Annotated in this window: 16 protein-coding genes; 11 read left to right on the forward strand and 5 right to left on the reverse strand. The window is 65.7% G+C overall.

The genetic code is table 11. From position 1 onward, the window contains the following. Positions 1-53: 53 nt before the first annotated feature. Complete coding sequence (locus CLG96_RS01540; protein WP_107966093.1) at positions 54-2,312, reverse strand: TonB-dependent receptor plug domain-containing protein; 2,259 nt, start codon at positions 2,310-2,312, stop codon at positions 54-56. Between the two features lie 147 nt (positions 2,313-2,459). Here CLG96_RS01540 and CLG96_RS01545 point away from each other — a divergent pair, with 147 nt between their 5' ends. The 7 genes from CLG96_RS01545 (at position 2,460) to CLG96_RS01580 (ending at position 11,618) form a co-directional block, all read left to right on the forward strand. Continuing rightward, positions 2,460-3,488: a phytase gene (locus tag CLG96_RS01545; protein WP_107966094.1), complete on the forward strand. Its 1,029-nt coding sequence runs from the start codon at positions 2,460-2,462 to the stop codon at positions 3,486-3,488. Between the two features lie 252 nt (positions 3,489-3,740). Continuing rightward, positions 3,741-5,669, forward strand: coding sequence for a sigma-54-dependent Fis family transcriptional regulator (locus tag CLG96_RS01555; RefSeq protein ID WP_107966096.1), 1,929 nt, complete (start codon positions 3,741-3,743; stop codon positions 5,667-5,669). A gap of 306 nt (positions 5,670-5,975) precedes the next feature. After that, positions 5,976-6,959, forward strand: a complete 984-nt coding sequence (locus CLG96_RS01560) for a thiamine pyrophosphate-dependent dehydrogenase E1 component subunit alpha (RefSeq protein ID WP_107966097.1) — start codon at positions 5,976-5,978, stop codon at positions 6,957-6,959. A 37-nt stretch (positions 6,960-6,996) separates the two neighbouring features. After that, on the forward strand, positions 6,997-8,019 hold the full coding sequence (locus tag CLG96_RS01565) for an alpha-ketoacid dehydrogenase subunit beta (protein ID WP_107966098.1): 1,023 nt from the start codon (positions 6,997-6,999) through the stop codon (positions 8,017-8,019). A 14-nt stretch (positions 8,020-8,033) separates the two neighbouring features. Beyond that, the gene (locus CLG96_RS01570; RefSeq protein WP_107966774.1) at positions 8,034-9,167 is read left to right on the forward strand and encodes an acetoin dehydrogenase dihydrolipoyllysine-residue acetyltransferase subunit; all 1,134 of its coding nucleotides are present in this window, start codon (positions 8,034-8,036) and stop codon (positions 9,165-9,167) included. A gap of 67 nt (positions 9,168-9,234) precedes the next feature. Further along, positions 9,235-10,752, forward strand: coding sequence for an aldehyde dehydrogenase (adh, locus tag CLG96_RS01575; protein WP_107966099.1), 1,518 nt, complete (start codon positions 9,235-9,237; stop codon positions 10,750-10,752). 86 nt (positions 10,753-10,838) lie between these two features. Further along, positions 10,839-11,618: an acetoin reductase gene (locus CLG96_RS01580; RefSeq protein WP_107966100.1), complete on the forward strand. Its 780-nt coding sequence runs from the start codon at positions 10,839-10,841 to the stop codon at positions 11,616-11,618. A 42-nt stretch (positions 11,619-11,660) separates the two neighbouring features. Here CLG96_RS01580 and CLG96_RS01585 read toward each other — a convergent pair whose 3' ends face one another. From CLG96_RS01585 to glmU, 4 genes are all read right to left on the reverse strand, one after another. Then, entirely contained in the window at positions 11,661-13,106 is a 1,446-nt protein-coding gene (locus tag CLG96_RS01585) for a CehA/McbA family metallohydrolase (protein WP_107966101.1), read from the reverse strand. 8 nt (positions 13,107-13,114) lie between these two features. Then, positions 13,115-15,619, reverse strand: a complete 2,505-nt coding sequence (locus CLG96_RS01590; protein ID WP_107966102.1) for a TonB-dependent receptor — start codon at positions 15,617-15,619, stop codon at positions 13,115-13,117. 148 nt (positions 15,620-15,767) lie between these two features. Next, entirely contained in the window at positions 15,768-17,591 is a 1,824-nt protein-coding gene (gene glmS, locus CLG96_RS01595; RefSeq protein ID WP_107966103.1) for a glutamine--fructose-6-phosphate transaminase (isomerizing), read from the reverse strand. Between the two features lie 134 nt (positions 17,592-17,725). Next, a complete protein-coding gene (gene glmU / locus CLG96_RS01600; RefSeq protein ID WP_107966775.1) occupies positions 17,726-19,081 on the reverse strand; it encodes a bifunctional UDP-N-acetylglucosamine diphosphorylase/glucosamine-1-phosphate N-acetyltransferase GlmU in 1,356 nt (451 codons plus the stop codon). 63 nt (positions 19,082-19,144) lie between these two features. On the opposite strand from glmU, the gene gph reads away from it, so the two are divergent. From gph to pstC, 4 genes are all read left to right on the forward strand, one after another. Then, a complete protein-coding gene (gene gph / locus CLG96_RS01605) occupies positions 19,145-19,813 on the forward strand; it encodes a phosphoglycolate phosphatase (RefSeq protein ID WP_107966104.1) in 669 nt (222 codons plus the stop codon). 5 nt (positions 19,814-19,818) lie between these two features. Further along, positions 19,819-21,033 carry an ATP-binding protein gene (locus CLG96_RS01610; protein WP_107966105.1) on the forward strand — a complete coding sequence of 405 codons (1,215 nt, stop codon included), beginning with the start codon at positions 19,819-19,821 and terminating at the stop codon, positions 21,031-21,033. A 90-nt stretch (positions 21,034-21,123) separates the two neighbouring features. Beyond that, on the forward strand, positions 21,124-22,182 hold the full coding sequence (locus CLG96_RS01615) for a substrate-binding domain-containing protein (protein ID WP_107966106.1): 1,059 nt from the start codon (positions 21,124-21,126) through the stop codon (positions 22,180-22,182). Positions 22,183-22,195: 13 nt separating this feature from the next. Continuing rightward, on the forward strand, positions 22,196-23,581 hold the full coding sequence (gene pstC / locus CLG96_RS01620) for a phosphate ABC transporter permease subunit PstC (protein ID WP_107966107.1): 1,386 nt from the start codon (positions 22,196-22,198) through the stop codon (positions 23,579-23,581). The last annotated feature ends 11 nt before the right edge of the window (positions 23,582-23,592 follow it).

Genomic DNA, 23,592 nt, shown 5'->3' on the forward strand with positions numbered 1-23,592 from the left:
GGAATCGCACATATCATCCGGGCCGGGTGATCTCACCCGGCCCGGACAATGGCTCAGAAAGCCGCGCGCAGCGTCACCTGGAACAGCCGGCCCGCGCGCTCGCGCTCCAGCTCATGCTCGTCGAGCTCGCCGGCGGCGCGGTTCGCCACTATTTCGTCGAACGAGTCCCCATCGAATTTGTCGAACGTCTCGCGCTTGGCGCGGTTCAGCAGGTTCTGCGCGGAGAAGCGCAGCACGAAATTCCTGCCGAAACGCTTTTCGACAAAGGCTTCGAGATCCGCGCCATAGGTCAGATCCACCGTCTCGTCGAAATTGGATTCCCTGGCCTTGCTGCGGCCCGAGATCGAGGCGCCGAAGCTCGCATCGACCGCACGCACCGTCTGGATGAAGCCGGCATTGTAGATATGATGCGGCTGGTTGTTGAAACGGCGCTTCTCGCCCGTGAAAGGATCGGTCGTCTCGCTGTCGAGATAGGTGTAGTTGGCAAAGATGCCGGTATCGGGCGCGCCGAGAAAGGCGAGCGGCGTGGAAAAGTCGAACTCGACGCCCCAGGTCTTGCCGTCGCCGACATTGCGCGGCGTCACCTCGCGGAAGCCGTCAATCTCCTCGCCCGTCGCATTGACCTCGATCAGGTCCGAAATGTCGCGGTAGAAGAAATTGACGCCGACAATGCCCTTGCCCGCAAGCCTGCGCTCATAGCCGATATCGACGCCCCAGGCGCGCTCATTCTTGAGGTCGGGATTGCCGACGAGGACATTCTCATCCGCCGGTTCCTCGAACTGCCGGAAAGGCGCGATATAGTCATAATTGGGCCGGCGTACCGTCCGCGCGAGCGAGGCGCGGAACTGATCGTTGCCGGTCGGCGTGAAGCGGAAGTGAAACGAAGGATTGAGCGATTCCGCGTTATAAGAGGCGCGGTCGGTCAGGCCCACTTCCTCCTCCGGATTGCTGGCAACCTTGCGGCGCGTAATCTCGTAGCGCAGGCCCGCATCGATCGTGATGCTGGACGAGGGCTCGAAGGTCAGCCGCGCATAGGGATCGTAGCGCTTTTCCTTGATGGTGAAGAGCGCGCCCGCCACCGGCTCGTCCTGGCTGCCATCCTCGAGCAGCGAGCCATTGCGCTCCTTGTTCAGATAATCGAGGCCGAGCTTCGCCGAAAGGCTGCCGGCCTTGAAGCTGTAAAAGGCAGTCGCCTGATATTCGTCGTCCTTGATGTCCTGGAACAGCCGCTCGTCAAGCTCGAGTTCGTCGAGCGTGTCGCCCTGGTCGACCTCGGTCAGCGTGTCGTCGCGAAAGCCGTTCCACGCGCTCCTGAGGCCGAATTCGCCCGGGCCGACGGGCAGCTCCAGATCGGCGGTGATCGCATAGGTCTGCTGGCTGATGCGCTCGCGCTGCACCTCGGCGCCGTCGATCACGAGATCGGACTGTTTGGGAATGAAGCGCTCGCCCAGTTCCTCGGCATCGAGGCCGTCGCGCAGCACATATTCGATCGAGGTCTCGTCCTCGTCGCGGTCGGTATCGACGACGAGGCCGCCGACGCGCAGCCGGCCCTCGCCGATCCGCGTCGTGATCTCGGCATTGGCCGACAGGTCGCTGCCATCGCGCGTATCGTCCTGAAGCTCGCGATTGTCGAAGAACAGATCGCCATCGAAACGCTCGGAAATCTTCTTCTTGGGGTTGCGACGCTCCTGATAATTGAGCGCAGCCCAGAAGCTGGTGTCACCCAGCGTGTCGGCATAGGCGATCGCGCCCGAGGGGCGAACGCCGCCATCCTCGTTGATCAGCGTGCCGGCCTTGGCGAAGCCGCCCTCGAAGCTGGCCGCTTCCTTGGTGATGATGTTGAGCGTGCCCGCAATGCCCTCGCTCGGCTGGTCGGCGCGCGGCGCGCGGACGATCTCGATCCGCTCGACCAACTCGGCGGGGATGCGGTCGACGAAGAAGCTGCGGTCGGCGCCCGCGCCCGGCGCGCGGCGGCCGTTGATCAGCACCTGGGTGAAGCCCGGCGGCAGGCCGCGCATCTGGGCGCCGTCATATTCGAGCACGTCCGAGGTGAAGGTGACGCCCGGCACGCGCTTCAGCATCTCGCCGACCGACACAGGCTCGAAGCGCTGGAAATATTCAAGATCGTAGGAAAGAACAGGATTGGTGTCCTCGGTGCGGTTGCGGAACGCGATCGCAGCCGTAACGATGATTTCATTTGCACGAACCTGCTCGCTTTCCTCAGGAACAGTGGCCGTCTGCGCAATAGATGGAGATGAAAAAATAAAAGGAGCGATAGCAGCCCCGATTAGAAATAGATTTTTCTTCTTCACTATTTCCCCCTTTTATCGCGGAGCTTTTTGCGAGTTGACGCAATATCTGAACCCGATATTAACGCTGATAAATGGGTCAATTAGGAAAGCATTGTGACGAAAGCAGGTAACACACGTTTCAATTTTGTTGCGTCCTCCTTCATCCTCATGACGGTGGCCGCCTGCGCCGCGCCTGAGCCGACGATGGAGATGCGGATCGCGCGCGCCGCGCCCGCCGTCTCGGTGCAGGCGCGCGGCGAGACCGCGGCGGTCGCGACCGCGAATGTCGACGCCGCGGACGATCCCGCCATCTGGCGCAATCCGGCCGATCCTGCCGCGAGCCTGATCGTCGGCACCGACAAGAAAGCGGGGCTGCACGTCTATGGGCTCGACGGGTCCGACCGCTTCTTCTTCGATGCGGGCGCAGTCAACAATGTCGATCTGCGCGCCGATGTGCCGATCGGCGGCGCGCCCGGCATCCTCGTCGGCGCGAGCGATCGCAACGACCTCGCAAATTCGCAGCTTGCGCTGTTCAGGCTCGATCCGGCGACGGCGCAGCTCCACCCGCTGGGCAAGGTCCCGTCGGGCAAGGGCGAGGCCTATGGCGTCTGCCTCTACCGCACGGCCCAGTCGCTCCATGCCTTCATGGTGCTGAAGGATGGGACGATCAATCAGGTCGAACTCGATCTGGCCGGCGCGCAGCCGGCGGGCCGCATCGTCCGGACGATGAAGCTCGGTACACAATCCGAAGGCTGCGTCGTCGACGAGCGCACAGGCCGCCTCTATGTCGCCGAGGAGGATGTCGGGCTCTGGCGCTTCAATGCCGCGCCGGACGGCTCCGTCCAGCCGATCCGCATCGCCGCGGCCGATGGCTACAAGCTCGTCGCCGACGCCGAGGGGCTGGCGCTCGCGGCGCAGGGAGAGAAAGGCGGCTATCTCCTCGTGTCGAGCCAGGGCGACAATGCCTATGCGGTCTACCGGCTTGAGGATGACGGCTATGTCGGCCGTTTCCGCATCGCGGCCGGAGCGGTCGGCAGCGTCGAGGAAACCGACGGGATCGACCTCGTCCCCGGCGATTTCGGGCCCAACTATCCCGGCGGCCTGTTCGTCACGCAGGATGGGATGAACCCGCCCAAGGCGCAGAATTTCAAGCTCACCGCTTGGGACGACATAAAGAAGGCGCTCGGCCTCAACTGATCCCTGCCCCGGCTGGGGGCCGGGCGCATGTCGCGCGACCCCTATCCGGCTCCATGTCAGTATAGGGGCCGCGCGATGCCATGATTGCGCGCCTACAAAGCATCGCCGGCCGATCCGCCGAGCCTGGCCGCGCCGACAGCGTGGGAAGCGGGGCCAGGATGAAGCCTCTTTTGAGGCCAGCCGACGAGGCTTGTCAGCCTATCACGCCGGAGGGATACTGCCCCCAAAAACAGAATGTTCAGGAGATGAAGCGTGAGAGCTGAACAAGCCGCGCATATCGAGGAGCTGTGCAGCGTCGCGGCGGGCAAGCCGACGACGCGCGCGCCCCTCATCAGCGCATCCTGGCGGCGGTGCGTCGATCGGCACAAGCTCGATCCCGAGATATTGCGCAGCCCCCATATCCTGACCAGCACGCGGCTGCGCGAGCATCGCGACGTGATGGACGCGTTCCTCCATACCGCCCGGTTCGGCCTGGAAACGCTCTATCGTCAGGTATCCGGCCTCGGCTATGTCCTGCTGCTGACCGACAGCAAGGGCGTCACGGTCGACTTCATCGGCGACGAGGCCGCCACCGAGGATCTCCGCCGCACCGGCCTCTATCTGGGCGCGGATTGGGCCGAGCAGCAGATGGGCACCTGCGCGGTCGGCACCTGCATCGCGACCGGCGAGGCGCTCACCGTCCACCGCTCGGACCATTTCGACGCGACCCATATCCCGCTCACCTGCACCGCAGCACCCGTCTATGACGGCACCGGCAGGCTCGCGGCCGTGCTCGATATCTCGGCGCTGAAGTCGCCGTCGCCGAAGGAGAGCCAGCATCTCGCGCTCCAGCTCGTCGAAAGCTGCGCGCGGAAGATCGAGAATGCCAGCCTCCTCAACGATTTCCGCCATGACTGGATCATCAAGCTGTCCAGCTCGCAGGAATTCGCCGATGTCGATCCGGATTTCCTGCTGGCGGTGGATGACGGCGGTCGGATCGCGGGCTTCAACCGCCGTGCCGGCAAGCTTCTGGAGGATCGCGACGGCGGCGAGACACGCGGCCCGATCGGACGGAAGCTCGACGAATATTTCGATTGTGGCATCGACGACCTGCCATCCTTCATCCATTCGATCCCGACATATCAGCGCACCGCCCGGCTCCGCGGCAGCGGCGAGATGCTGTTCGCGCAGGCGCTGCCCCCACCGGCCAAGCCCCTCTCCTCACCGCGCATGGACATGCCCCGGCCCCCGCTTCCCGAGCCCCTGCGCGCGCTCTTCGGCGAGGATGCGGCGATGGCCCAGCTCGCCGCGCGCGCCGCGCGCCTGGTCGACACACAGATGAGCATCCTGGTCCAGGGCGAGACGGGCACCGGCAAGGAACATCTCGCCAAGGCGATCCACGCCGCGAGCGCGCGTGCCAGCAAGGCCTTCGTGCCCGTGAACTGCGCGGCGCTGCCCGAGACGCTGATCGAGAGCGAGCTGTTCGGCTATGAAGCGGGCGCGTTCACGGGCGCGGCAGGACGCGGCAAGAAGGGGCTGGTGCTGGAAGCGGACGGCGGCACGCTGTTCCTCGACGAGATTGGCGACATGCCGCTCGCCGCGCAGACCCGGCTGCTCCGCGTGCTGGCGGAGCGCGAGGTGACGCCGGTCGGACGCACCCGGCCCGTGCCCGTCAACATCCGCGTCATCGCCGCCACGCATCGCGATCTTGCCGAGCAGGTCCGTGCCGGCCGGTTCCGCGACGATCTCTATTATCGGCTGAACGGCGCGGTGCTGCGCCTGCCTGCGCTGCGGCGGCGCGCAGATCTCGAATGGCTGATCGACCGGCTGCTGGCGGCGCGCTGTCCGGACAGGAAGCCGCCCCGGCTGAGCAGCGCCGCCATGCAAGCGCTGCTCGGTCATGACTGGCCGGGCAATATCCGCGAACTCGTCAACGCCATCGACTATGCCTGTGCGCTGTCGAACGGCGCGACGATCACGCCCTCCGATCTGCCGGATATGATCGTCGGGCGCCTCGGTGCCGACGATCGGCGCGTCGCCGCATCCACCGCCTCCGGATGCGAGGCGGAGGAACTGGTGGATGCATTGCGCGCGCATCGCTGGAATGTCTCGGCGATCGCGCGCGAATGGCAGGTCGATCGATCGACCGTGCACCGGCGGATGCGCCGCCTCGGCATCGTTCCGCCCAATCGGCGCGGCTGATCGCGCAATGTGGCGCCACAGCTGTTGCACCTGCCGTGCAACAGCTGGTGCATGACGGCGCGCCGCCGCTTCCCTGAAACAGCTCCCCGATAACGTATTTGCGGGCTTTTTGGAGCTGCGCTCGACCTGGCACGGCCCTTGCTGACCCTTTCCGTAAAACAGAAAATGCGATGGAGAGCCAGGTTCGATGCCCAGCGTCGGCATCATCGCCCGTTCCGTTTCCGCCCGCGCCATGGGCGCCGCCGGCGACGCTCCATGCCCTGCCCCCATTGGACCGAACCCAAGAAAGATAATGGAGGAGAAACGATGTCGAACAATCCCTTCCCGCTCGAGAAGCCGGATCTGCTGAAGGCCTATCGGACCATGCGCACGATCCGCGAGTTCGAGGAGCGGCTGCATATCGAGTTCGCGCGCGGCGACATTCCCGGTTTCGTCCATCTCTATGCCGGCGAGGAAGCCTGCGCTGCCGGCGTCATGATGCACCTCACCGATATCGACCGCATCGCCTCCACCCATCGCGGCCATGGCCATTGCATCGCCAAGGGTGTCGACGTGCATGAGATGATGGCGGAGATATATGGCAAGGCCACCGGTGCCTGCCGCGGCAAGGGCGGCTCGATGCATATCGCGGACCTCTCCAAGGGCATGATGGGCGCGAACGGCATACTCGGCGCAGGCGCGCCGCTCATCTGCGGCGCGGGGCTCGCCGCCAAGTTCCGGGGCGATGGCGGCGTCGGCGTCACCTTCTTCGGCGACGGGGCGTCGAACCAGGGGACGGTGCTCGAAAGCATGAACCTCGCCGCGATCTGGAAGCTGCCCGTGCTCTTCGTGGTCGAGAATAACGGCTATGCCGAGGCGACCTCGGTCAACTACGCGACCGCGATCGACTCCTTCATCGATCGCGCCACCGGCTTCGGCCTGCCCGCCATGGCGGTCGACGGCACCGACTTCTTCGCCGTGTATGAAGCGGCCGGCGAGCTGATCCGCCGCGCGCGCGAAGGCGGCGGCCCGGCGCTGCTCGAATGCAGGATGGTCCGCTTCTTCGGCCATTTCGAGGGCGACGCCCAGACCTACAAGGCCAAGGGCGAGAATGACTTCAACCGCGCCAATCGCGACTGCCTGAACCTTTTTGCCGAGCGCGTGCTGGAGGTCGGCATCGTCTCAACCGAGGAGATCGAGGCGATCGACCGCGAGCTGCTCCTCCTGATCGAGGCGTCCGTCACCGCGGCCAAGGCGGCGCCGCTCCCCGCCCCGCGCGACCTCACTGCCGACGTCTACGTCTCCTACTGACGCCGGCCAACGAAAAGACCCAAGGAAAGGATTAGCCATGGCCCGCAAGATCAGCTTCAAACAGGCGATCAACGAGGCGCTCGATCTGGAGATGCGCCGCGACCCCACCGTCATCCTGCTCGGCGAGGATATTGTCGGCGGCGCCGGCGGCAAGGGCGAGGAGGATGCCTGGGGCGGCGTGCTCGGCGTGACGAAGGGGCTGCACGCCAAATATCCCGGTCGCCTGCTCGATACGCCGCTGTCCGAATCTGCCTATATCGGCGCGGCGATCGGCGCCGCCTGCTGCGGCATGCGCCCGGTGGCCGAGCTCATGTTCCTCGATTTCATGGGTGTCTGCTTCGATCAGATCCTGAACCAGGCGGCGAAGTTCAACTATATGTTCGGCGGCAAGGCGCGCACGCCGGTCACGATCCGCGCGATGGTCGGCGCGGGCTTCCGGGCGGCCGCGCAGCATTCGCAGATGCTGACCCCGCTCTTCACGCATATTCCGGGCCTGAAGGTCGTCTGCCCGTCCAACGCCTATGATGCCAAGGGCCTGCTCATCCAGTCGATCCGCGACAATGATCCCGTCATCTTCTGCGAGCATAAGAATCTCTACGGGCATGAGGTGGACGTGCCGGCCGAAGCCTATGCCCTGCCCTTCGGCGAGGCCAATATCGTGCGCGACGGCCGGGACGTGACGATCGTCACCTATGGGCTGATGGTCCACCGCGCCGTCGAGGCGGCCGCCGTGCTGGCGAAGCAGGGCATCGAGGCCGAGGTGATCGATCTTCGCACCCTCTCGCCGATCGACTGGGACACGGTGATCGAGAGCGTGGAGACGACCGGCCGGCTGGTCGTGGTCGACGAGGCGCATCCGCGCTGCTCGCTCGCGACCGACGTCGCGGCCTATGTCGCCCAGCATGCCTTCGGCGCGCTGAAGGCAGCACCGCAGATGGTGACCGCGCCGCACACGCCGGTGCCCTTCTCGCCGGTGCTCGAGGATCTCTACCTCCCCACCGCAGACGTGATCGCCACCGCCGTGTCGCGGATCACCGCGCGCGAGAAGCTGGTCGCCTGAAGGAGATGATGACGATGGATATGCGGATAAAGCCGATCGTGATGCCCAAATGGGGCCTGTCCATGTCCGAAGGCCGGGTGACGGGATGGCTCAAGAAGGCCGGTGATCGGATCGCGGTCGGCGACGAGATCGTCGAGGTCGAGACGGACAAGATAGCGGGCGTGGTGGAAGCGGGCGATGCCGGCCTGCTGCGCCGCGCGATCGGCGAGGAAGACATAGTCTATCCGGTGAAGGCGCTCATCGGCGTGATCGCCGACGAGGATGTGAGCGATACCGACATCGACGCCTTCATCGCGGCCTATGTCACCCCCGCGGGCGACGAGGAGGAAGGCGAGGCGAAGGGACCAGGCTACGAATTCGTCGAAACCGACGCAGGCACGATCCGCTACGCCAGGCGCGGCGATGGCGGCGAGACCGTCATTCTCGTCCACGGCTTTGGCGGCGACCTCGACAATTGGCTGTTCAACATCGACGCGATCGCGGAGAAGGCGACCGTCCACGCGCTCGACCTACCGGGCCATGGCCAGTCGACCAAGACGGTCGGCAACGCCTCGGTGGACGGCTTGGCAGGCGTGCTGCTCGGCTTCATGGCGAAGCTCGGGATCGATCGCGCGCATCTCGTCGGCCATTCCATGGGCAGCGCGGTATCGATGGCGGCGGCGCTCGCGGCCCCCGACAAGGTGGCCTCGCTCACGCTGATCGCACCCGCCGGCCTCGGGCCGGAAATCAATGCCGACTATCTCGAAGGCTTCGTCGCCGCCCAGTCGCGGCGTGAGCTCAAGCCCGTCGTCGAGCAGCTTTTCGCCGATCCGGCGCTCGCGAGCCGGCAGATGCTGGACGATCTGCTCAAATATAAGCGGATCGACGGGGTCGAGGAGGCGCTTCGGGCAATCATGGCGGCATTTCTGGAGAGCGAGCGGCAGCGACGGATTCTCTCGCCCCAGATCGCCGCGGCCAACCTGCCGATCCTCCTGATCTGGGGCGAGGAGGATCGCATCATTCCCGCCGCGCACGCGCGGGCGCTCGACGGCCGCGCCACGGCGGAGATCATCGAGGGCGCGGGCCATATGGTCCAGATGGAGAAGGCGAGCCGCGTCAACGACCGCATCCTCGCCCATGTCGCGGATCGAGTAGCCACGCCTGCATGACGGCAAGGCGCCTCGCGTCCCGCATCAACACAAGACATTGAAAACAGACATATATTAGGAGAGACATATGACCGTTCACGAGCCGATCGTCGCCCGCAAGGCCCCGTTCAAGGCGCGCTACGGCAACTATATTGGCGGCCAATGGGTGGAACCCGCCGATGGCCGCTATTTCGACGACACCTCCCCGATCAACGGACAGGTCGTCACCTCGATCGCACGATCAGGCACAATCGATGTGGAACGCGCGATCGACGCTGCCCATGCCGCAAAGGACGGCTGGGGCCGCACCAGCCCGGCCGAGCGCGCGCTGATCCTCCATCGCATCGCCGACCGGATGGAGGAAAATCTCGACCTGCTGGCAACCGCCGAAACCTGGGACAATGGCAAGCCGATCCGCGAAACGACGGCCGCCGACCTGCCGCTCGCCATCGATCATTTCCGCTATTTCGCCGGCTGCGTCCGCGCGCAGGAAGGCGGCATCTCCGAAATCGACCATGACACGGTCGCCTATCATTTCCATGAGCCGCTGGGCGTCGTCGGGCAGATCATCCCGTGGAACTTCCCGCTGCTGATGGCCTGCTGGAAGCTGGCGCCCGCGCTGGCGGCAGGCAATTGCGTCGTCATCAAGCCCGCCGAGCAGACACCCGCCTCGATCCTCGTCTGGGCGGAATTGGTGGGCGACCTGCTGCCGCCGGGCGTGCTCAACATCGTCAACGGCTTCGGGCTGGAGGCGGGAAAGCCGCTCGCCACCTCGCCGCGCATCGCCAAGATCGCCTTCACCGGCGAGACGACGACCGGCCGGCTCATCATGCAATATGCCAGCGACAATCTGATCCCCGTGACGCTGGAGCTGGGCGGCAAGAGCCCCAACATCTTCTTCGCCGACGTGGCCGCCGAGGATGACGATTATTTCGACAAGGCGATCGAGGGCTTCGCCATGTTCGCGCTCAACCAGGGCGAGGTCTGCACCTGCCCGAGCCGCGCGCTCGTCCATGAAAGCATCTATGACCGCTTCATGGAGAAAGCGGTCGCGCGCGTGGAGGCGATCCGCCAGGGCGATCCGCTCGACCCCCGCACGGCGATCGGCGCGCAGGCCTCCTCCGAGCAGCTCGAAAAGATCCTTTCCTATTTCGACATCGGCCGGAAGGAAGGCGCCGAGTTGCTGACCGGCGGCGAGCGCAACCGGCTCGGCGACGGGCTGGAAAACGGCTTCTACGTCAAGCCCACCATCCTGCGCGGCCACAATCGGATGCGCATCTTCCAGGAGGAGATTTTCGGCCCGGTCGTCTCGGTGACGACCTTCAAGGACGATGCCGAGGCGCTGTCGATCGCCAATGACACACATTACGGCCTGGGCGCGGGCGTCTGGACGCGCGACGGCACCCGCGCCTACCGCATGGGCCGCGGCATCCAGGCCGGCCGCGTCTGGACCAACTGCTACCATGCCTATCCGGCGCACGCCGCCTTCGGCGGTTACAAGCAGTCGGGCATCGGCCGCGAGACGCACCGGATGATGCTCGACCATTATCAGCAGACCAAGAATCTGCTGGTCAGCTACAGCCCGAAGGCGCTGGGCTTTTTCTGAGATAGCCGTGAACGAGGGGCGCATTGCCGCCCCTCGCTATGTGCCGCCCGCGTCCGTCGGGTGGCGAATAATAAGGGGAATATCTAATGAGCATTGCGGGCAAGGTCGCTCTGGTAACGGGGGCCGGCCAGGGCATCGGGCGCGGCATCGCCCTGCGCCTGGCGCGGGACGGGGCGGATATCGCGCTGGTCGATATCAGGGACGACAAGATCGGCGTGGTCGCCGGCGAGATCGAGGCGCTGGGACGCAAGGCGGCAACCTTCGTCGCGGATGTGGGCGACCGGGCGCAGGTCCATGCCGCGGTCGATCATGCCGAAAGCACGCTCGGCGGCTTCGACATCATGGTCAACAATGCCGGCATCGCGCAGGTCCAGCCGATACTGGACGCCACGCCAGAGGAGGTCGGCCGCATCCTCAGGATCAATGTCGAAGGCGTGCTGTGGGGTATCCAGGCTGCGGCGGCGCGATTCAAGGCGCTGGCGCGCAAGGGCAAGATCATCAATGCCTGCTCCATCGCCGGGCATGACGGCTTCGCGCTGCTGGGCGTCTATTCGGCGACCAAGTTCGCGGTACGCGCGCTGACCCAGGCTGCCGCCAGGGAGCTTGCGGCCGATGGCATCACCGTCAACGCCTATTGCCCCGGCGTGGTCGGCACCGACATGTGGGTCGAGATCGACAGGCGCATGGCGGAGATTACGGGCGCGCAGCTCGGCGCGACCTACAGCAAATATGTCGAGGGCATCGCGCTCGGCCGCGCGGAGACGCCCGACGATGTCGCCGGGCTCGTATCCTATCTCGCCGGGCCCGACTCCGATTATATGACGGGCCAAGCGCCGCTGATCGACGGCGGCCTCGTCTATCGCTGAGGCGATGTCACGGCGGCCCAGCCCCTTCGCCCGGTCAGTCTCTTAGCAAGCCGGGCCCAGATAGATGGGATTGCCGATGACGAGCAGCCGGCCATCGGCACCCCGCGCATTGGCGGTCACCCATCCGCAGCGAGGCGGCCGGGAAAGCACGACATCCTGGCGCGCGTCGTTCGAAGCGATTGCGCGCCCGAGATCGGGCGCCGCCTTGCCGTTGACGACGAACTCGATCCTCGCCCCCGCAAGTGCTTTCGTATGGATGGTGAGGGTCAGTGGACCGGATCCGGCAAGCGTCTCACCCATGGCCGCGCTCGCGCTGCCCCGACGGGCGCCAAGATCGAGCAGCCTCTCGCCCGATCCTTCGACATCGATGAAGATGCGGCCTTCCCGCAGGCCCTCGAGGATGCCGGCCTGGCTGAGCTCGCGCGCATGGACGACGGTGGTCGGCGTGCCGATCGGAGACTTGCCCGCAGTCGCATCATGATTGTCGCTGCCGCCGATCCCGGCGAGATGATGGCCTTCGTTCAGCCGGGCATACCAGAAAGAAAGGCCCGAGCCTGGACCTTCCACGGTCCGGCCGTTGACCGCCTCGATCGTCTGGATGCGCTCATAGTCGGTATCGCGCACCGTCCAGCCGCAGCCCATGCAATCCTCGCCCGATGGCAAAGCAGGGTGGTTGATCGACAGGACCGCGCCGGCCCGCGCGACGGCATCGGCGAGCCTAGAGAAGCCGGGCACGGCCACGCTGCCGAGGCGGAAATCGACGAACTCGGCCGGGCCGAAGATGTTGGCATGGCCGTGGAAGGTGGTGATCTCGATCCCGGGGATCAGCAGCAGCCGGTCGAAATAGGGCTGCACCTCCCGGAGCCCGTTATAATGGGCGACGCTGTTATGGTCGGTGACCGCCACAAAATCGAGCTTCGCCGCGACCGCCGCTTCCACCGTCTTGAACAGCGGGCAGGCGATCTTCTTGCCCGTCTGGCTGGTGCAGAAGCCGTCGCTATGGCCGCTATGCATATGGAGATCGCCGCGATACCAGCCGGGCCCGGCGCGAACCGGCGCGTGGGCGGCCGCCTCGCTCCCGTTACGGGCTCCTACGCGGTCGAAGCTGATCCGCGCGGTGTAGCCGGCATCGGCCTCGCGTCGTGCATTGGGCACGCCCAGAAGCAGGCGCCAGCGGCCCGGCACGATATATCCGGGCAGATAGCCGGGCGTGGCGTCGCTCGCCGAAACCGTGAACTGCGATTTCGAGCCGCCGCTCCAGCCGCGGAAACGGACCGGATCGAACAGCCCCAGATCGATGACCGTACGGTTCGCCTTGTCATAGTCGAAAGTCACGCTGATGCGCGAGACGCCGTCCGGCACATCGAACGGCACCTCGCGATAGCTTTGATGATCGGCGCCCCCGATCCGTCCCGTCAACACGAGGTCGGCCGGAGCCGGTGCGATGGTCGCGACGGCGGCGGCAAGGATCAGGGGCGCGATCACCATGGTTCCACTCAGAAGCGATAGGAAGCGGCGAAGCGGAAGCTGCGGCCGAGGATGGGGCGACCGATGAAGAGCTGGTTGCCCGCCTGCCCGCTGCTGAGCTCGCCCGAGCGGGGATTGCCTTCGGTCAGCCCGAGCTTGTTGGTGAGATTGTCGCCATAGGCGAACAGGCTGATCTCGGGCGTGACGGCGAAGCGCAGGCTCGCATTGAGCACGGTATAGGCGGGCAGCTTCTGCGTATTGGCCGCATCACCAAAGCGCTTGCCATAATATTCCACGTCCATCTGCGCGCGGAGGCGATTGTCGAGCAGATTGACGCCCGGCGTCACGCGGAAGCTGACCTCAGGCACGCGGAGCAGCCGGTTGCCGCTATAATCCACGTCCACCGGCTTGCCCGAGACGAGCTGGGTGAAGCGCAGATCGCGGAACTCGGGCTTCTGCGCAGTGCCGTTCAGCGCCAGATCGAACCAGCTCACCGGCCGGACGATCGCCTCCAGCTCGACGCCATAAGCGCGCGTGTCCGCATATTCGGTGCGCACCTCATAGCCGCCGGTCGCGGAGTTGAAGACGTTGTTCGAGATGGCGAAGCTGTCATAATCGGTGTTGAATGCGGTCGCATAGAGGCTCAGCCAGCGGCCGGAATATTTCACGCCGGCTTCGGAAAGCTTGACCTTCTGCGTCACCGGCCGCGCGGTGGGATCGGTGATGAAGTTGCCGACGCCGGGCAGGCGGAAGGCGGCGGTGTAGCGCGCGAAGACGCCGGCCCGCGGGCTGAATTGCCAGTTGGCGCCGATCGTCCAGCCGAACTGATCGAACTTGCGATCGAAAGACTTGGTCACGCCCGATCCGGTGAGCACATTATTGTCGGCCAGCGTCGAAGGATCGCCGAGATTGACGGAGCGCGAGCCTTCGGAGCGCCCCTCCGTCTTCACCTTTTCATAGCGCAGGCCGCCATCGATGCGGAGCTGATCCGTCACCTGCCATTCGTCCGAGGCATAGACGGCGAAGGTGTCGGACGTGCCGGTGCCGTTGGCGAATTCCGAGCCGTAGCGAGAGACGCCATTCTGCGTCTGGCTGCCGACGACGCGGCCGCTCGCGTCGAGCGCGACCAGATCGAGCAATTGCGCATTGCCCGACACATCTTCCAGCACCGTCGCGGAATAGCGGCGGAAGCTATCCTTGATATAGGCATAATAGCCACCGACGGCGAAATCATGCTTCATGCCGCCAATCTCGAAGCTGTGCGACAGGCGCAGATCGTTCAGCAGCTCGCGCTCATCGATGCTAACGGGGCGGACGCTGTTCTCGACGATCAGGCCATTGCCATTCTGCCCAGCGAGATCGAACGCGCGGCCGTCGCTCGCATAACGCAGCTGGACCTGGGTCGCGCCGGGATAGGCCGTCAGCAGCGTGGACCGCCGGGCCGAGACATAGTCCGTCGCGCGCGTCAGCGCGGCCGGATAGACGCCGTTGCGGACGGTCTGGGACTCGCGATAGCGCGCCTTGTTCTGGAGAAGCCAACCCTCGGCCAGCTCATATTCCGCGCTCGCCGAAAACTGGTCGAGCTTCACGCGCGTGCCGTCCCTATTGTCGAAATTGACGATGCCGCCGGTGCCGTTGCGCAGCGCGAGCTGCGCGGTCGCGGGGCTCGCCAGCGTATCATGCATCACGTCGATGCCGGGCACGCCGACGATCTCGCCGTCCGCGTCGCGGGTGAGCGGAAGGCCGGTGTAGAGGATCGTGCGATCGTCCAGCCGGCGATAGGAGAGGTCGATCTTGCCGCCGCTAAAATCACGGCCGAGATCGACGCGGAACTGGCCGCCCTTATTGCCCCTGAAGCCGGGATCGCGGACGCCGTCCTCGACCCGGTAGAAGCCGCCCAGGCCGAGCTTCCAGTCGCCGATCGGCGCACCGATCCAGCCGTCCACCCGATGCTGGTTGGCGGTCGGTCCGAACGTATATTTGGCGATGCCTTCGATGCTTTCACCGGCGCGGCGGGTGATGAAGTTGATCACGCCGCCGGGCGCATTGGGCGTGAAGATGGAGGACGGGCCACCACGGACCACCTCGACGCGATCGATCGTCTCATCGATGCGGAAGGTCTGGTCGACATTGAGATAGCCCAGCGCCGGATCATGCTGCACCGGAAGCCCATTTTCCAGCAGGTTGACCGAGCCGAAGCCGTCGACCGGAATGCCGCGCGCGCGGATATTGCCGCTGCCTTCGCCGCCGGATGCCTCCACCCAGAAGCCGGGAACCGACTTCAGCGCCTCGGTGACGCTGGTCGGCGCGCGGCTGCGCAGAAATTCTTCCGACATGGTCGTGATGGCGTAGCTCGTGTCGGCCTTGGTCCGGTCTCCGGCGCCGGCGCGGCCGGTGACCACGATTTCGGTCTCGCCCGAAGCCGCCGCTTCCTCGCCGGACGTGCCATTGTCCGCCATCTGGGCCGAGGCGCTCGCTGCACAGACAAGTGCGAAAACGCTCGCGCACAGGCGCAAGCCAACGAATTTATTCATGGATCCCCCGCTTTGACGGCATGACTGCCGCTCGGGGGTGCCTGTTAGAGGCGTCCCATTGCAAAGATCGGGCGAAGCAATGGCATTTGCGCTGCCATAGATTTACAGAATAATGACAGCATAGCCCCATGGGCTATGACCATAAGGCTCACTCCACCGTCACGCTCTTCGCCAGATTGCGCGGCTGATCCACGTCCGTGCCCTTCACCACCGCCACATGATAAGCGAGCAGCTGCACCGGGATCGCATAGACGAGCGGTGCGATCAGCGGATGCACCTTGGGCATGGTGATCGTCGCCAGGCAGTTGTCGCCTGCTTGCGCTATCCCGTCATAGTCGGAAATCAGCACCACCCTGCCGCCCCGCGCCTGCACCTCCTGCATATTGGAGACGGTCTTCTCGAACAAAGGCCCCGATGGCGCCAGCACGATCACGGGCACGGCCTCGTCGATCAGCGCGATCGGCCCATGCTTCATCTCGCCCGCGGCATAGCCCTCGGCATGGATATAGCTGATCTCCTTGAGCTTCAGCGCGCCTTCCAGCGCCAGCGGATAATCCGGGCCCCGGCCGAGATAGAGAACGTCGCGCGCGCCCGCGATCATATGGGCCATCTTCTCGATCATCTCATCATAGGCGAGCGCACCGTTGAGCGCCGCCGGCGCCTCCGCCAAATGCCGGACGATCCGCCGCTCCTCCTCCTCGGAAAGCCGCCCCTTGGCGCGCGCCAGATTGGCCGCCAGCGCAGCCAGCACGGCAAGCTGGCAGGTGAAGGCCTTGGTGGAGGCGACGCCGATCTCCGGCCCCGCATGCGTCGGCAGCAGCAGGTCCGCCTCGCGCGCCATGGACGAGGTGGGGACGTTCACCACCACCGCCACTTTCTGCCCGCCCGCCTTGGCATGGCGCAGCGCCGCCAGTGTGTCCGCCGTCTCGCCCGACTGGCTGATGAAGAGCGCGAGCCCGCCCTCCTCCATCACCGGATCGCGATAGCGATATTCGGACGCGACATCGATCTCGACCGGAACGCGCGCGAAGCGCTCGATCCAATATTGCGCGACCATGCCGGCATAGAAGCTCGTCCCGCAGGCGACGATCGTCACGCGGCGGATGTCCGCCAGATCCGAATCGGGGATGGGCAGCGCCACCTTGCCATCCAGCGGGCGGAGATAGCTTTGCAGCGTCTGGGCGACGACCACCGGCTGCTCGTAAATCTCCTTCTGCATGAAGTGGCGATGATTGCCCTTGTCGATCAGCGCGCCCGTCACGCCGGAAATGGTGACGGGGCGTTCCACCGGCCGGTTGTCGCGGTCGAAAATCTCCACCTGCTCGCGGCCGATGACCACCCAGTCGCCTTCGTCCAGATAGGCGATCCGCTGGGTGAGCGGCGCGAGCGCAAGCGCGTCGGAACCCAGATAATTTTCGCCCTCGCCATAGCCGACAGTCAGCGGCGCGCCGAGCCGCGCGCCGATCAGCAGATCGGGATGGTTGCGGAACATCAGCGCCAGCGCGAAGGCACCGTGCAGCCGCGGCAGGACGGCGGCGACCGCCTCCTGCGGCGAGAGGCCGCGCTCAATCTCGCGCGCCACGAGATGGCCCACCACCTCCGTGTCGGTCTGGCTCAAGAAGCGGCGTCCATCGGCGATCAGCTCGTCGCGCAGCGGCTTGAAATTCTCGATGATCCCATTGTGGACGAGCACGACGTCGCCGACGATATGCGGGTGGGCATTATCCTCGGTCGGCGCGCCATGCGTCGCCCAGCGCGTATGCGCGATCCCGCTTATTCCCGGCAGCGGATCATGCGCGAGCTTCGCCGCGAGGTTCGAAAGCTTGCCCTCGGCGCGCCGCCGGTCGAACCCGCCATCATGGATGGTGCAGATGCCGGCCGAGTCATAGCCGCGATATTCCAGCCGGCGCAGCCCGTCGAGCAGGCGCCCGCTCACCTCATCCCTGCCGACAATCCCGATAATGCCGCACATTCCAGTATTGCCCCTACGTCCCGTTCCACTTCAATTCGCCACCGTCATCCCGGCGAAGGCTGGGCCCCCTCCAAACTCTCCGCTTGCGGCAACTGCGGAGGGATCCCGGCCTTCACCGGGATGACGAAATAAATTCAGGAATCCCGCTTCTTCCGCGCCCGCATCTTCTCGCGGAAGCGCGTCGCCCAGCCGGGCCGCTCCTCCTGCATCCCCCGCGCGACCGCCAGCGCATCGGCCGAAACGTCGCGCGTCACCACCGATCCCGCGCCGACGATCGCGCCCGCGCCGATCGTCACCGGCGCCACCAGCGCGCTGTTCGATCCGATGAAGGCGCCCTCGCCGATCCGCGTCGGATATTTGCCGAAGCCGTCATAATTGCAGGTGATCGTGCCCGCGCCGATATTGGCGCCCGGCCCCACCTCGGCATCGCCCAGATAGGTCAGATGATTTGCCTTGGCGCCCCTGCCCAGCTTCGCCTTCTTCATCTCGACGAAATTGCCGACGCGCGCGCCCTCGCCCACCTCCGCGCCGGGGCGCAGCCGGGCATAGGGGCCGATATCGGCGCCGGCCGCCACCGTCGCCCCCTCGATATGGCTGAAGGCGTGGATCATCACCTTGTCGCCGATCGTGACGCCAGGGCCGAAGCGGACATTGGGCTCGATCGTCACGTCCCGGCCGATCACCGTGTCGTGCGAGAACCAGACCGTCTCGGGCGCGATCAGCGTGGCGCCCTCCGCCATGGCGCGCGCGCGACGCTGCTGCTGCCACAGCGCCTCCACCTCGGCCAGCTCGGCGCGGCTGTTGACGCCGGCCACTTCCCAGGGCTCGGCCTCGATCACCGCCGATCCGCGCCCGTCGGCGGCGGCCAGCATCACAATATCGGGCAGATAATATTCCCCCGCCGCATTGTCGTTGCCGACCCGTTCGAGAAGCGTCCAGAGGTCGGACGCGCGCACCGCCATCAGGCCGGAATTGCACAGCGTCTCGCAACGCTCGTCCGGGCTTGCATCCTTATATTCCACCATCTTCTCGATCGCGCCGTCCCGCGCGATGATCCGGCCATAGGCAAGCCCGTCCGCCGGGCGGAAACCCAGCACCGAAACGGCCGGTTCGTCGGGCGCGTGCAGCCGCGCGATCAGGCGCGCCATCGTCTCCGTCCCGACGAGCGGCACATCGCCATAGAGGATGATGATATCCCCTTGAAAACGCTCAAGGCTTTCCCGTGCCTGGAGCACCGCATGCGCCGTCCCGAGCTGCTCCGCCTGATAGGCCGTCACCCCCTCATAGGTGGTAACGAGCTCCTCTACTTGCTCGCGCCCCGCCCCCGTCACCACCACCTTCGCCGCTGGCCCCAGCCGGTCGACACTGTCCATCAGATGCGCCAGCATCGGCCGCCCGGCGATCGGGTGGAGCACCTTGTGGAGATCGGATTTCATGCGGGTCCCCTTGCCGGCGGCAAGGATGATGGCGGCGAAGGGCGCGGAGCTCATGGCCGCCATCTACGACGACTGTCTTGCTATTGCCATAACCCCTCGCCACAGCTTGAACGCATCATGGCCCGCTTCCCCTTCGATATCGTCGCTTTCGATCTGGACGGCACGCTCGCCGATACCGCGCCCGATCTCACCACCGCGCTCAATCACAGCCTGGCCCATCTCGGCCGTCCGCCCGTCCCGGCGGAGGATGTCCGCCACATGGTCGGCCATGGCGCGCGCGCGCTGCTGCGCAAGGGCCTCGCCGCCACCGGCGAGGTGAGCGAGACGCTGATCGATCGGGGCTTTCCCGTCTTTCTCGATCATTACACCGCCCATATCGCGGACGGCACCCGCCCCTTTCCCGGGCTCGAAGCCGCGCTCGACCGGCTGGCGGCGCTCGACGTCAGGCTCGCGGTCTGCACCAACAAGCTGGAGGGCCTCGCCCGCGAGCTGATCGACGCGCTTGGCTGGCGTGATCGCTTCGCCGCGATCATCGGCGGCGACACGCTGCCCGTGCGCAAGCCCGATCCCGCCCCGCTGTTCGAAGCGGTCGCCCGCGCCGGCGGCGGCCGCGCCGCCTATATCGGCGATTCGATCACCGACACCGATACGGCGCGCAACGCGAAGATTCCCTGCATCGCCGTCACCTTCGGCTTTTCGGACCGGCCGGCGGACATGCTGGGCGCGGATCTGCTGATCGATCATTATGACGAGCTGATCCCCGCGCTCGAACGGCTCGGCAACTGAGATCGATGGCGGTGCGCGATCCTCTGCGGCTGGGCGGGAGCGTCATCGCCGCGACGCTCGCCGCCGGCCTGTCCTGGGCATTGGCGGCACCACGTGGTGCCGTCCTGCTGACCGCGCTCATCGCCGCTGCGGGCACCTGGTTCGCCATCCGCAACAATAATCACACGCCCCTTGCCGCCGAGCCTCCTCCTCCGCCGCCGGGGCCGGACGAGGCGACGCTCGCGCTGGTCGAGGCGATCGACGATCCGATTCTGCTGGTCGAGCGTCAGGTCATCGTCCGCGCCAATGCTGCCGCCCGCGCCCTGTTCGGCGCGCATGTCGAGGGTGAGGACGTCCGCCTTGCCATCCGCCATCCCGCCGCCGTCGGCCATCTCGCCGGCCGCCAGCACGAACCCGTCGAGCTGGTCGGCATCGGCGAGCGCGACCGGCGCTGGGAGCTCACCGCGCGCGACATCGGCCAGGGCCGCCGCCTCGTCCGCCTGCGCGACCGCACCGCATCCCATGCAACCGAAAAAATGCGCGTCGATTTCGTCGCCAATGCGAGCCATGAACTGCGCACGCCGCTCGCCACCCTGCTCGGCTTCATCGAGACGCTGGAGGACGCCAACGGGCCGAAGGACGGCCCCATCCGCGCCCGCTTCCTGAAGATCATGTTCGGCGAAGCCAAGCGGATGCAGCAGTTGATCGACGATCTGATGTCGCTGTCCCGCATCGAGGCGGACAAGTATAACCTGCCCCAAACGGCGGTCGAGCTAGCGCCGCTCGTCGAGGAGGTGAGCATGGCGCTCAGGGCCGGCCTGCCCGACGGCGAGGACCGCATCCTCGTGCGCACCGATGCCGATGTCCCCGCCGTCACGGGCGATCGCGTGCAGCTTTCACAGCTTCTCCACAACATCATCGGCAATGCGCTCAAATATGGCCGTGCCGGAACGCCCGTGAGAATCACGCTCAGCAAGGCGCGCGGCGGCATGGCGCGCATCTCCGTCGCCGATGAGGGCGAGGGCATCGCCCCCGAGCATCTGCCGCGCCTGACCGAACGCTTCTACCGCGTCGATCCGGGCCGCAGCCGGTCGGTCGGCGGCACGGGACTCGGCCTCGCCATCGTCAAGCATATCGTGGAGCGCCATCGCGGCCGGCTCGATATAGACAGCGTCGTCGGACGCGGCACGACGGTCCGTGTCCTTCTGCCCCCCGCCCGGGAGCCCGTCATAAAGCCGTAACATATTCGTCACAGAGGTCACCCGGATGCGCTCTAGCGCGGAGAGGCCCGGTCCGGCCTGAGCGGCGCAGGAGACTATTGGAGAAATATAATGGCCAGTAAAATCGGTTTCATCGGCGTCGCAGCCGCGGCACTGGCACTTTCCGCCTGCCAGAATCAGGATGGCGGAAACAGCGCGAATGGCGGCGCGCGGGATCAAATCCGTGCGGTCGGCTCCTCCACCGTCTATCCTTTCACCACGGTCGTCGCCGAACAATTTGCGCGAAAGAATCCGGGTTTCAAGGCGCCGATCGTCGAATCGACCGGCACGGGCGCCGGCATGAAACTGTTCTGCGCCGGCGTCGGCGCGCAGCATCCGGACATCGAAAATGCATCGCGCCGGATCAAGAAGTCCGAACTGGACGATTGCGTCAAGAATGGCGTGAAGGACATTGTCGAGGTCCAGATTGGCATTGACGGCATCGTGCTCGCCGAAAGCAAGACCGGCCCGCAGTTCAAGCTGACCGAGGCCGACATCTACAAGGCGGTCGCAGCCGAACCCTATGGCAAGCCCAACACCGCCAAGACCTGGAAGGACGTGAACCCCGCGCTGCCCGCCACCCGGATCGTCGTCTATGGTCCGCCGCCGACGAGCGGCACGCGCGATGCCTTCGCCGAGTTGATCCTCGACAAGGGATGCAATGCCGATCCGGCCACCGCCGCCCTCAAGAAGACCGACGAGGACAAGCATAAGGCGATCTGCACGAAGGTGCGCGAGGACGGCGCCTATGTGGAATCGGGCGAGAATGACAATCTGATCGTTCAGAAGCTGGTCGCCAATCCAGATGCGGTCGGCATCTTCGGCTACAGCTTCCTCGAGGAGAATGTCGACAAGGTGCGCGGCGTCGCCATCCAGAATGTCGTGCCGACCTATGACACGATCGCGAGCTACGAATATCCTGGCGCCCGCCCGCTCTATATTTATGTGAAGTCGGCGCATCTCAACGCGATCAAGGGGCTGAAGGAATTCGTCCAGGAATATGCCGGCGCCTGGAACAAGGGCGGATATCTCAGCCGTCGCGGCCTGATCGCGGCGCCCGACGATGTGCGCGCCGCCAATCTGACGATCGCGCAGAAGCTGACTCCGCTCGATCCCGCGACGATAAAGTAAGGCAAGGCACGGGATGACTCCTCTGGCGCTTCTTTTCCTGGTCCTGGGCCTCGGCCTCGTCGCGTGGTTCACCGCGCGGGCGAAGGCCGGCGGCTTCGCCACGCCCGGCGCGCCGCGCCCGCACAGCCGGCCCAACTATCATGGCTGGTATGTAACGCTCTGGGCGGTCATCCCGGCTTTGATCTTCCTTGCTGTGTGGAGCGGAGTCCAGCCCGGCCTGGTGATCGATGCGACGCTCAAGAGCCCGGCCGCGGCGCAGCTTCCGCCGCCGGGCATGGAGCGCGCCGCGATCCTGTCCGAAGTGCGCGGGCTGGCGGAAGGCACGATCGAAGCGGCCTTCAATCCGCTGTCCGATACGCTGCTGCCCGCCTATAAGCAGGCGCGCCTCCATTATGGCCTCATCGGCGCGGTTCTGACGGTGATCCTGGCCTTTGCGGGCGGCGCCTATGCCTTCACCCGGCTGAAGCCCGATTTCCGCGCGCGCAACCGGGTCGAGCGGGTCGTGATGGCGGTGCTGCTGATCGCCTCGTTGATCGCGATCCTGACGACGATCGGCATCGTCGCCTCGCTGCTGTTCGAATCACTGCGCTTCTTCGCCAAGGTCTCGCCGATCGAATTCCTGACCGGCACGGTCTGGAGCCCACAGACCGCGATCCGCGCCGATCAGGTCGGCTCGTCGGGTGCATTCGGCGCGGTGCCGCTCTTCTGGGGAACGATCTTCATCGGCGCGATCATCGCCATGATCGTCGCCATCCCGCTCGGCCTGATGAGCGCCATCTATCTGACGCAATATGCCAAGCCCTCCACCCGCAAGTGGATGAAGCCGATCCTCGAGATTTTGGCGGGCGTGCCGACCGTGGTCTATGGCTATTTCGCGGCGCTCACCGTGGCGCCCGCGCTGCGCAGCTTCGCGGCGTCGATCGGGATTGCGGGCGCCTCGTCCGAAAGCGCGCTGGCCGCGGGCCTCGTCATGGGCGTGATGATCATTCCCTTCGTCTCCTCCATGGCCGACGATTCGATCGCCGCCGTGCCGCAATCGATGCGCGACGGCAGCCTCGCAATGGGCGCCACCATGTCCGAAACGATCAAGAAGGTGCTGGTGCCCGCCGCCCTGCCCGGCGTCGTCGGTGGTGTTCTGCTCGCCGTCAGCCGTGCCATCGGCGAGACGATGATCGTGGTGATGGCGGCCGGCCTCGCGGCCAATCTCACCGCCAATCCCTTCGCCTCGGTGACGACCGTCACCACCCAGATCGTACAGTTGCTGACGGGCGATCAGGAATTCGACAGCGCCAAGACGCTCGCCGCCTTCGCGCTCGGCCTGGTGCTGTTCCTTGTCACCCTGCTCCTCAACATCGTCGCACTGCGCGTCGTGAAGAAATATCGGGAAGCTTATGAATAGCCGCATCCCCA

Origin of the sequence: Sphingomonas oleivorans (assembly GCF_003050615.1) — a bacterium.
GTDB lineage: Bacteria > Pseudomonadota > Alphaproteobacteria > Sphingomonadales > Sphingomonadaceae > Sphingomonas_H > Sphingomonas_H oleivorans.

What these genes read in the sequence shown, in the direction of transcription:
- CLG96_RS01590 (WP_107966102.1), bottom strand. Translation starts at nt 15,619, where the DNA reads ATGAATAAATTCGTTGGCTTGCGCCTGTGCGCGAGCGTTTTCGCACTT.
- CLG96_RS01585 (WP_107966101.1), bottom strand. Translation starts at nt 13,106, where the DNA reads ATGGTGATCGCGCCCCTGATCCTTGCCGCCGCCGTCGCGACCATCGCA.
- glmS (WP_107966103.1), bottom strand. Translation starts at nt 17,591, where the DNA reads ATGTGCGGCATTATCGGGATTGTCGGCAGGGATGAGGTGAGCGGGCGC.
- adh (WP_107966099.1), top strand. Translation starts at nt 9,235, where the DNA reads ATGACCGTTCACGAGCCGATCGTCGCCCGCAAGGCCCCGTTCAAGGCG.
- CLG96_RS01560 (WP_107966097.1), top strand. Translation starts at nt 5,976, where the DNA reads ATGTCGAACAATCCCTTCCCGCTCGAGAAGCCGGATCTGCTGAAGGCC.
- gph (WP_107966104.1), top strand. Translation starts at nt 19,145, where the DNA reads ATGGCCCGCTTCCCCTTCGATATCGTCGCTTTCGATCTGGACGGCACG.
- CLG96_RS01565 (WP_107966098.1), top strand. Translation starts at nt 6,997, where the DNA reads ATGGCCCGCAAGATCAGCTTCAAACAGGCGATCAACGAGGCGCTCGAT.
- CLG96_RS01545 (WP_107966094.1), top strand. Translation starts at nt 2,460, where the DNA reads ATGACGGTGGCCGCCTGCGCCGCGCCTGAGCCGACGATGGAGATGCGG.
- CLG96_RS01570 (WP_107966774.1), top strand. Translation starts at nt 8,034, where the DNA reads ATGGATATGCGGATAAAGCCGATCGTGATGCCCAAATGGGGCCTGTCC.
- glmU (WP_107966775.1), bottom strand. Translation starts at nt 19,081, where the DNA reads ATGAGCTCCGCGCCCTTCGCCGCCATCATCCTTGCCGCCGGCAAGGGG.
- pstC (WP_107966107.1), top strand. Translation starts at nt 22,196, where the DNA reads ATGACTCCTCTGGCGCTTCTTTTCCTGGTCCTGGGCCTCGGCCTCGTC.
- CLG96_RS01615 (WP_107966106.1), top strand. Translation starts at nt 21,124, where the DNA reads ATGGCCAGTAAAATCGGTTTCATCGGCGTCGCAGCCGCGGCACTGGCA.
- CLG96_RS01610 (WP_107966105.1), top strand. Translation starts at nt 19,819, where the DNA reads ATGGCGGTGCGCGATCCTCTGCGGCTGGGCGGGAGCGTCATCGCCGCG.
- CLG96_RS01580 (WP_107966100.1), top strand. Translation starts at nt 10,839, where the DNA reads ATGAGCATTGCGGGCAAGGTCGCTCTGGTAACGGGGGCCGGCCAGGGC.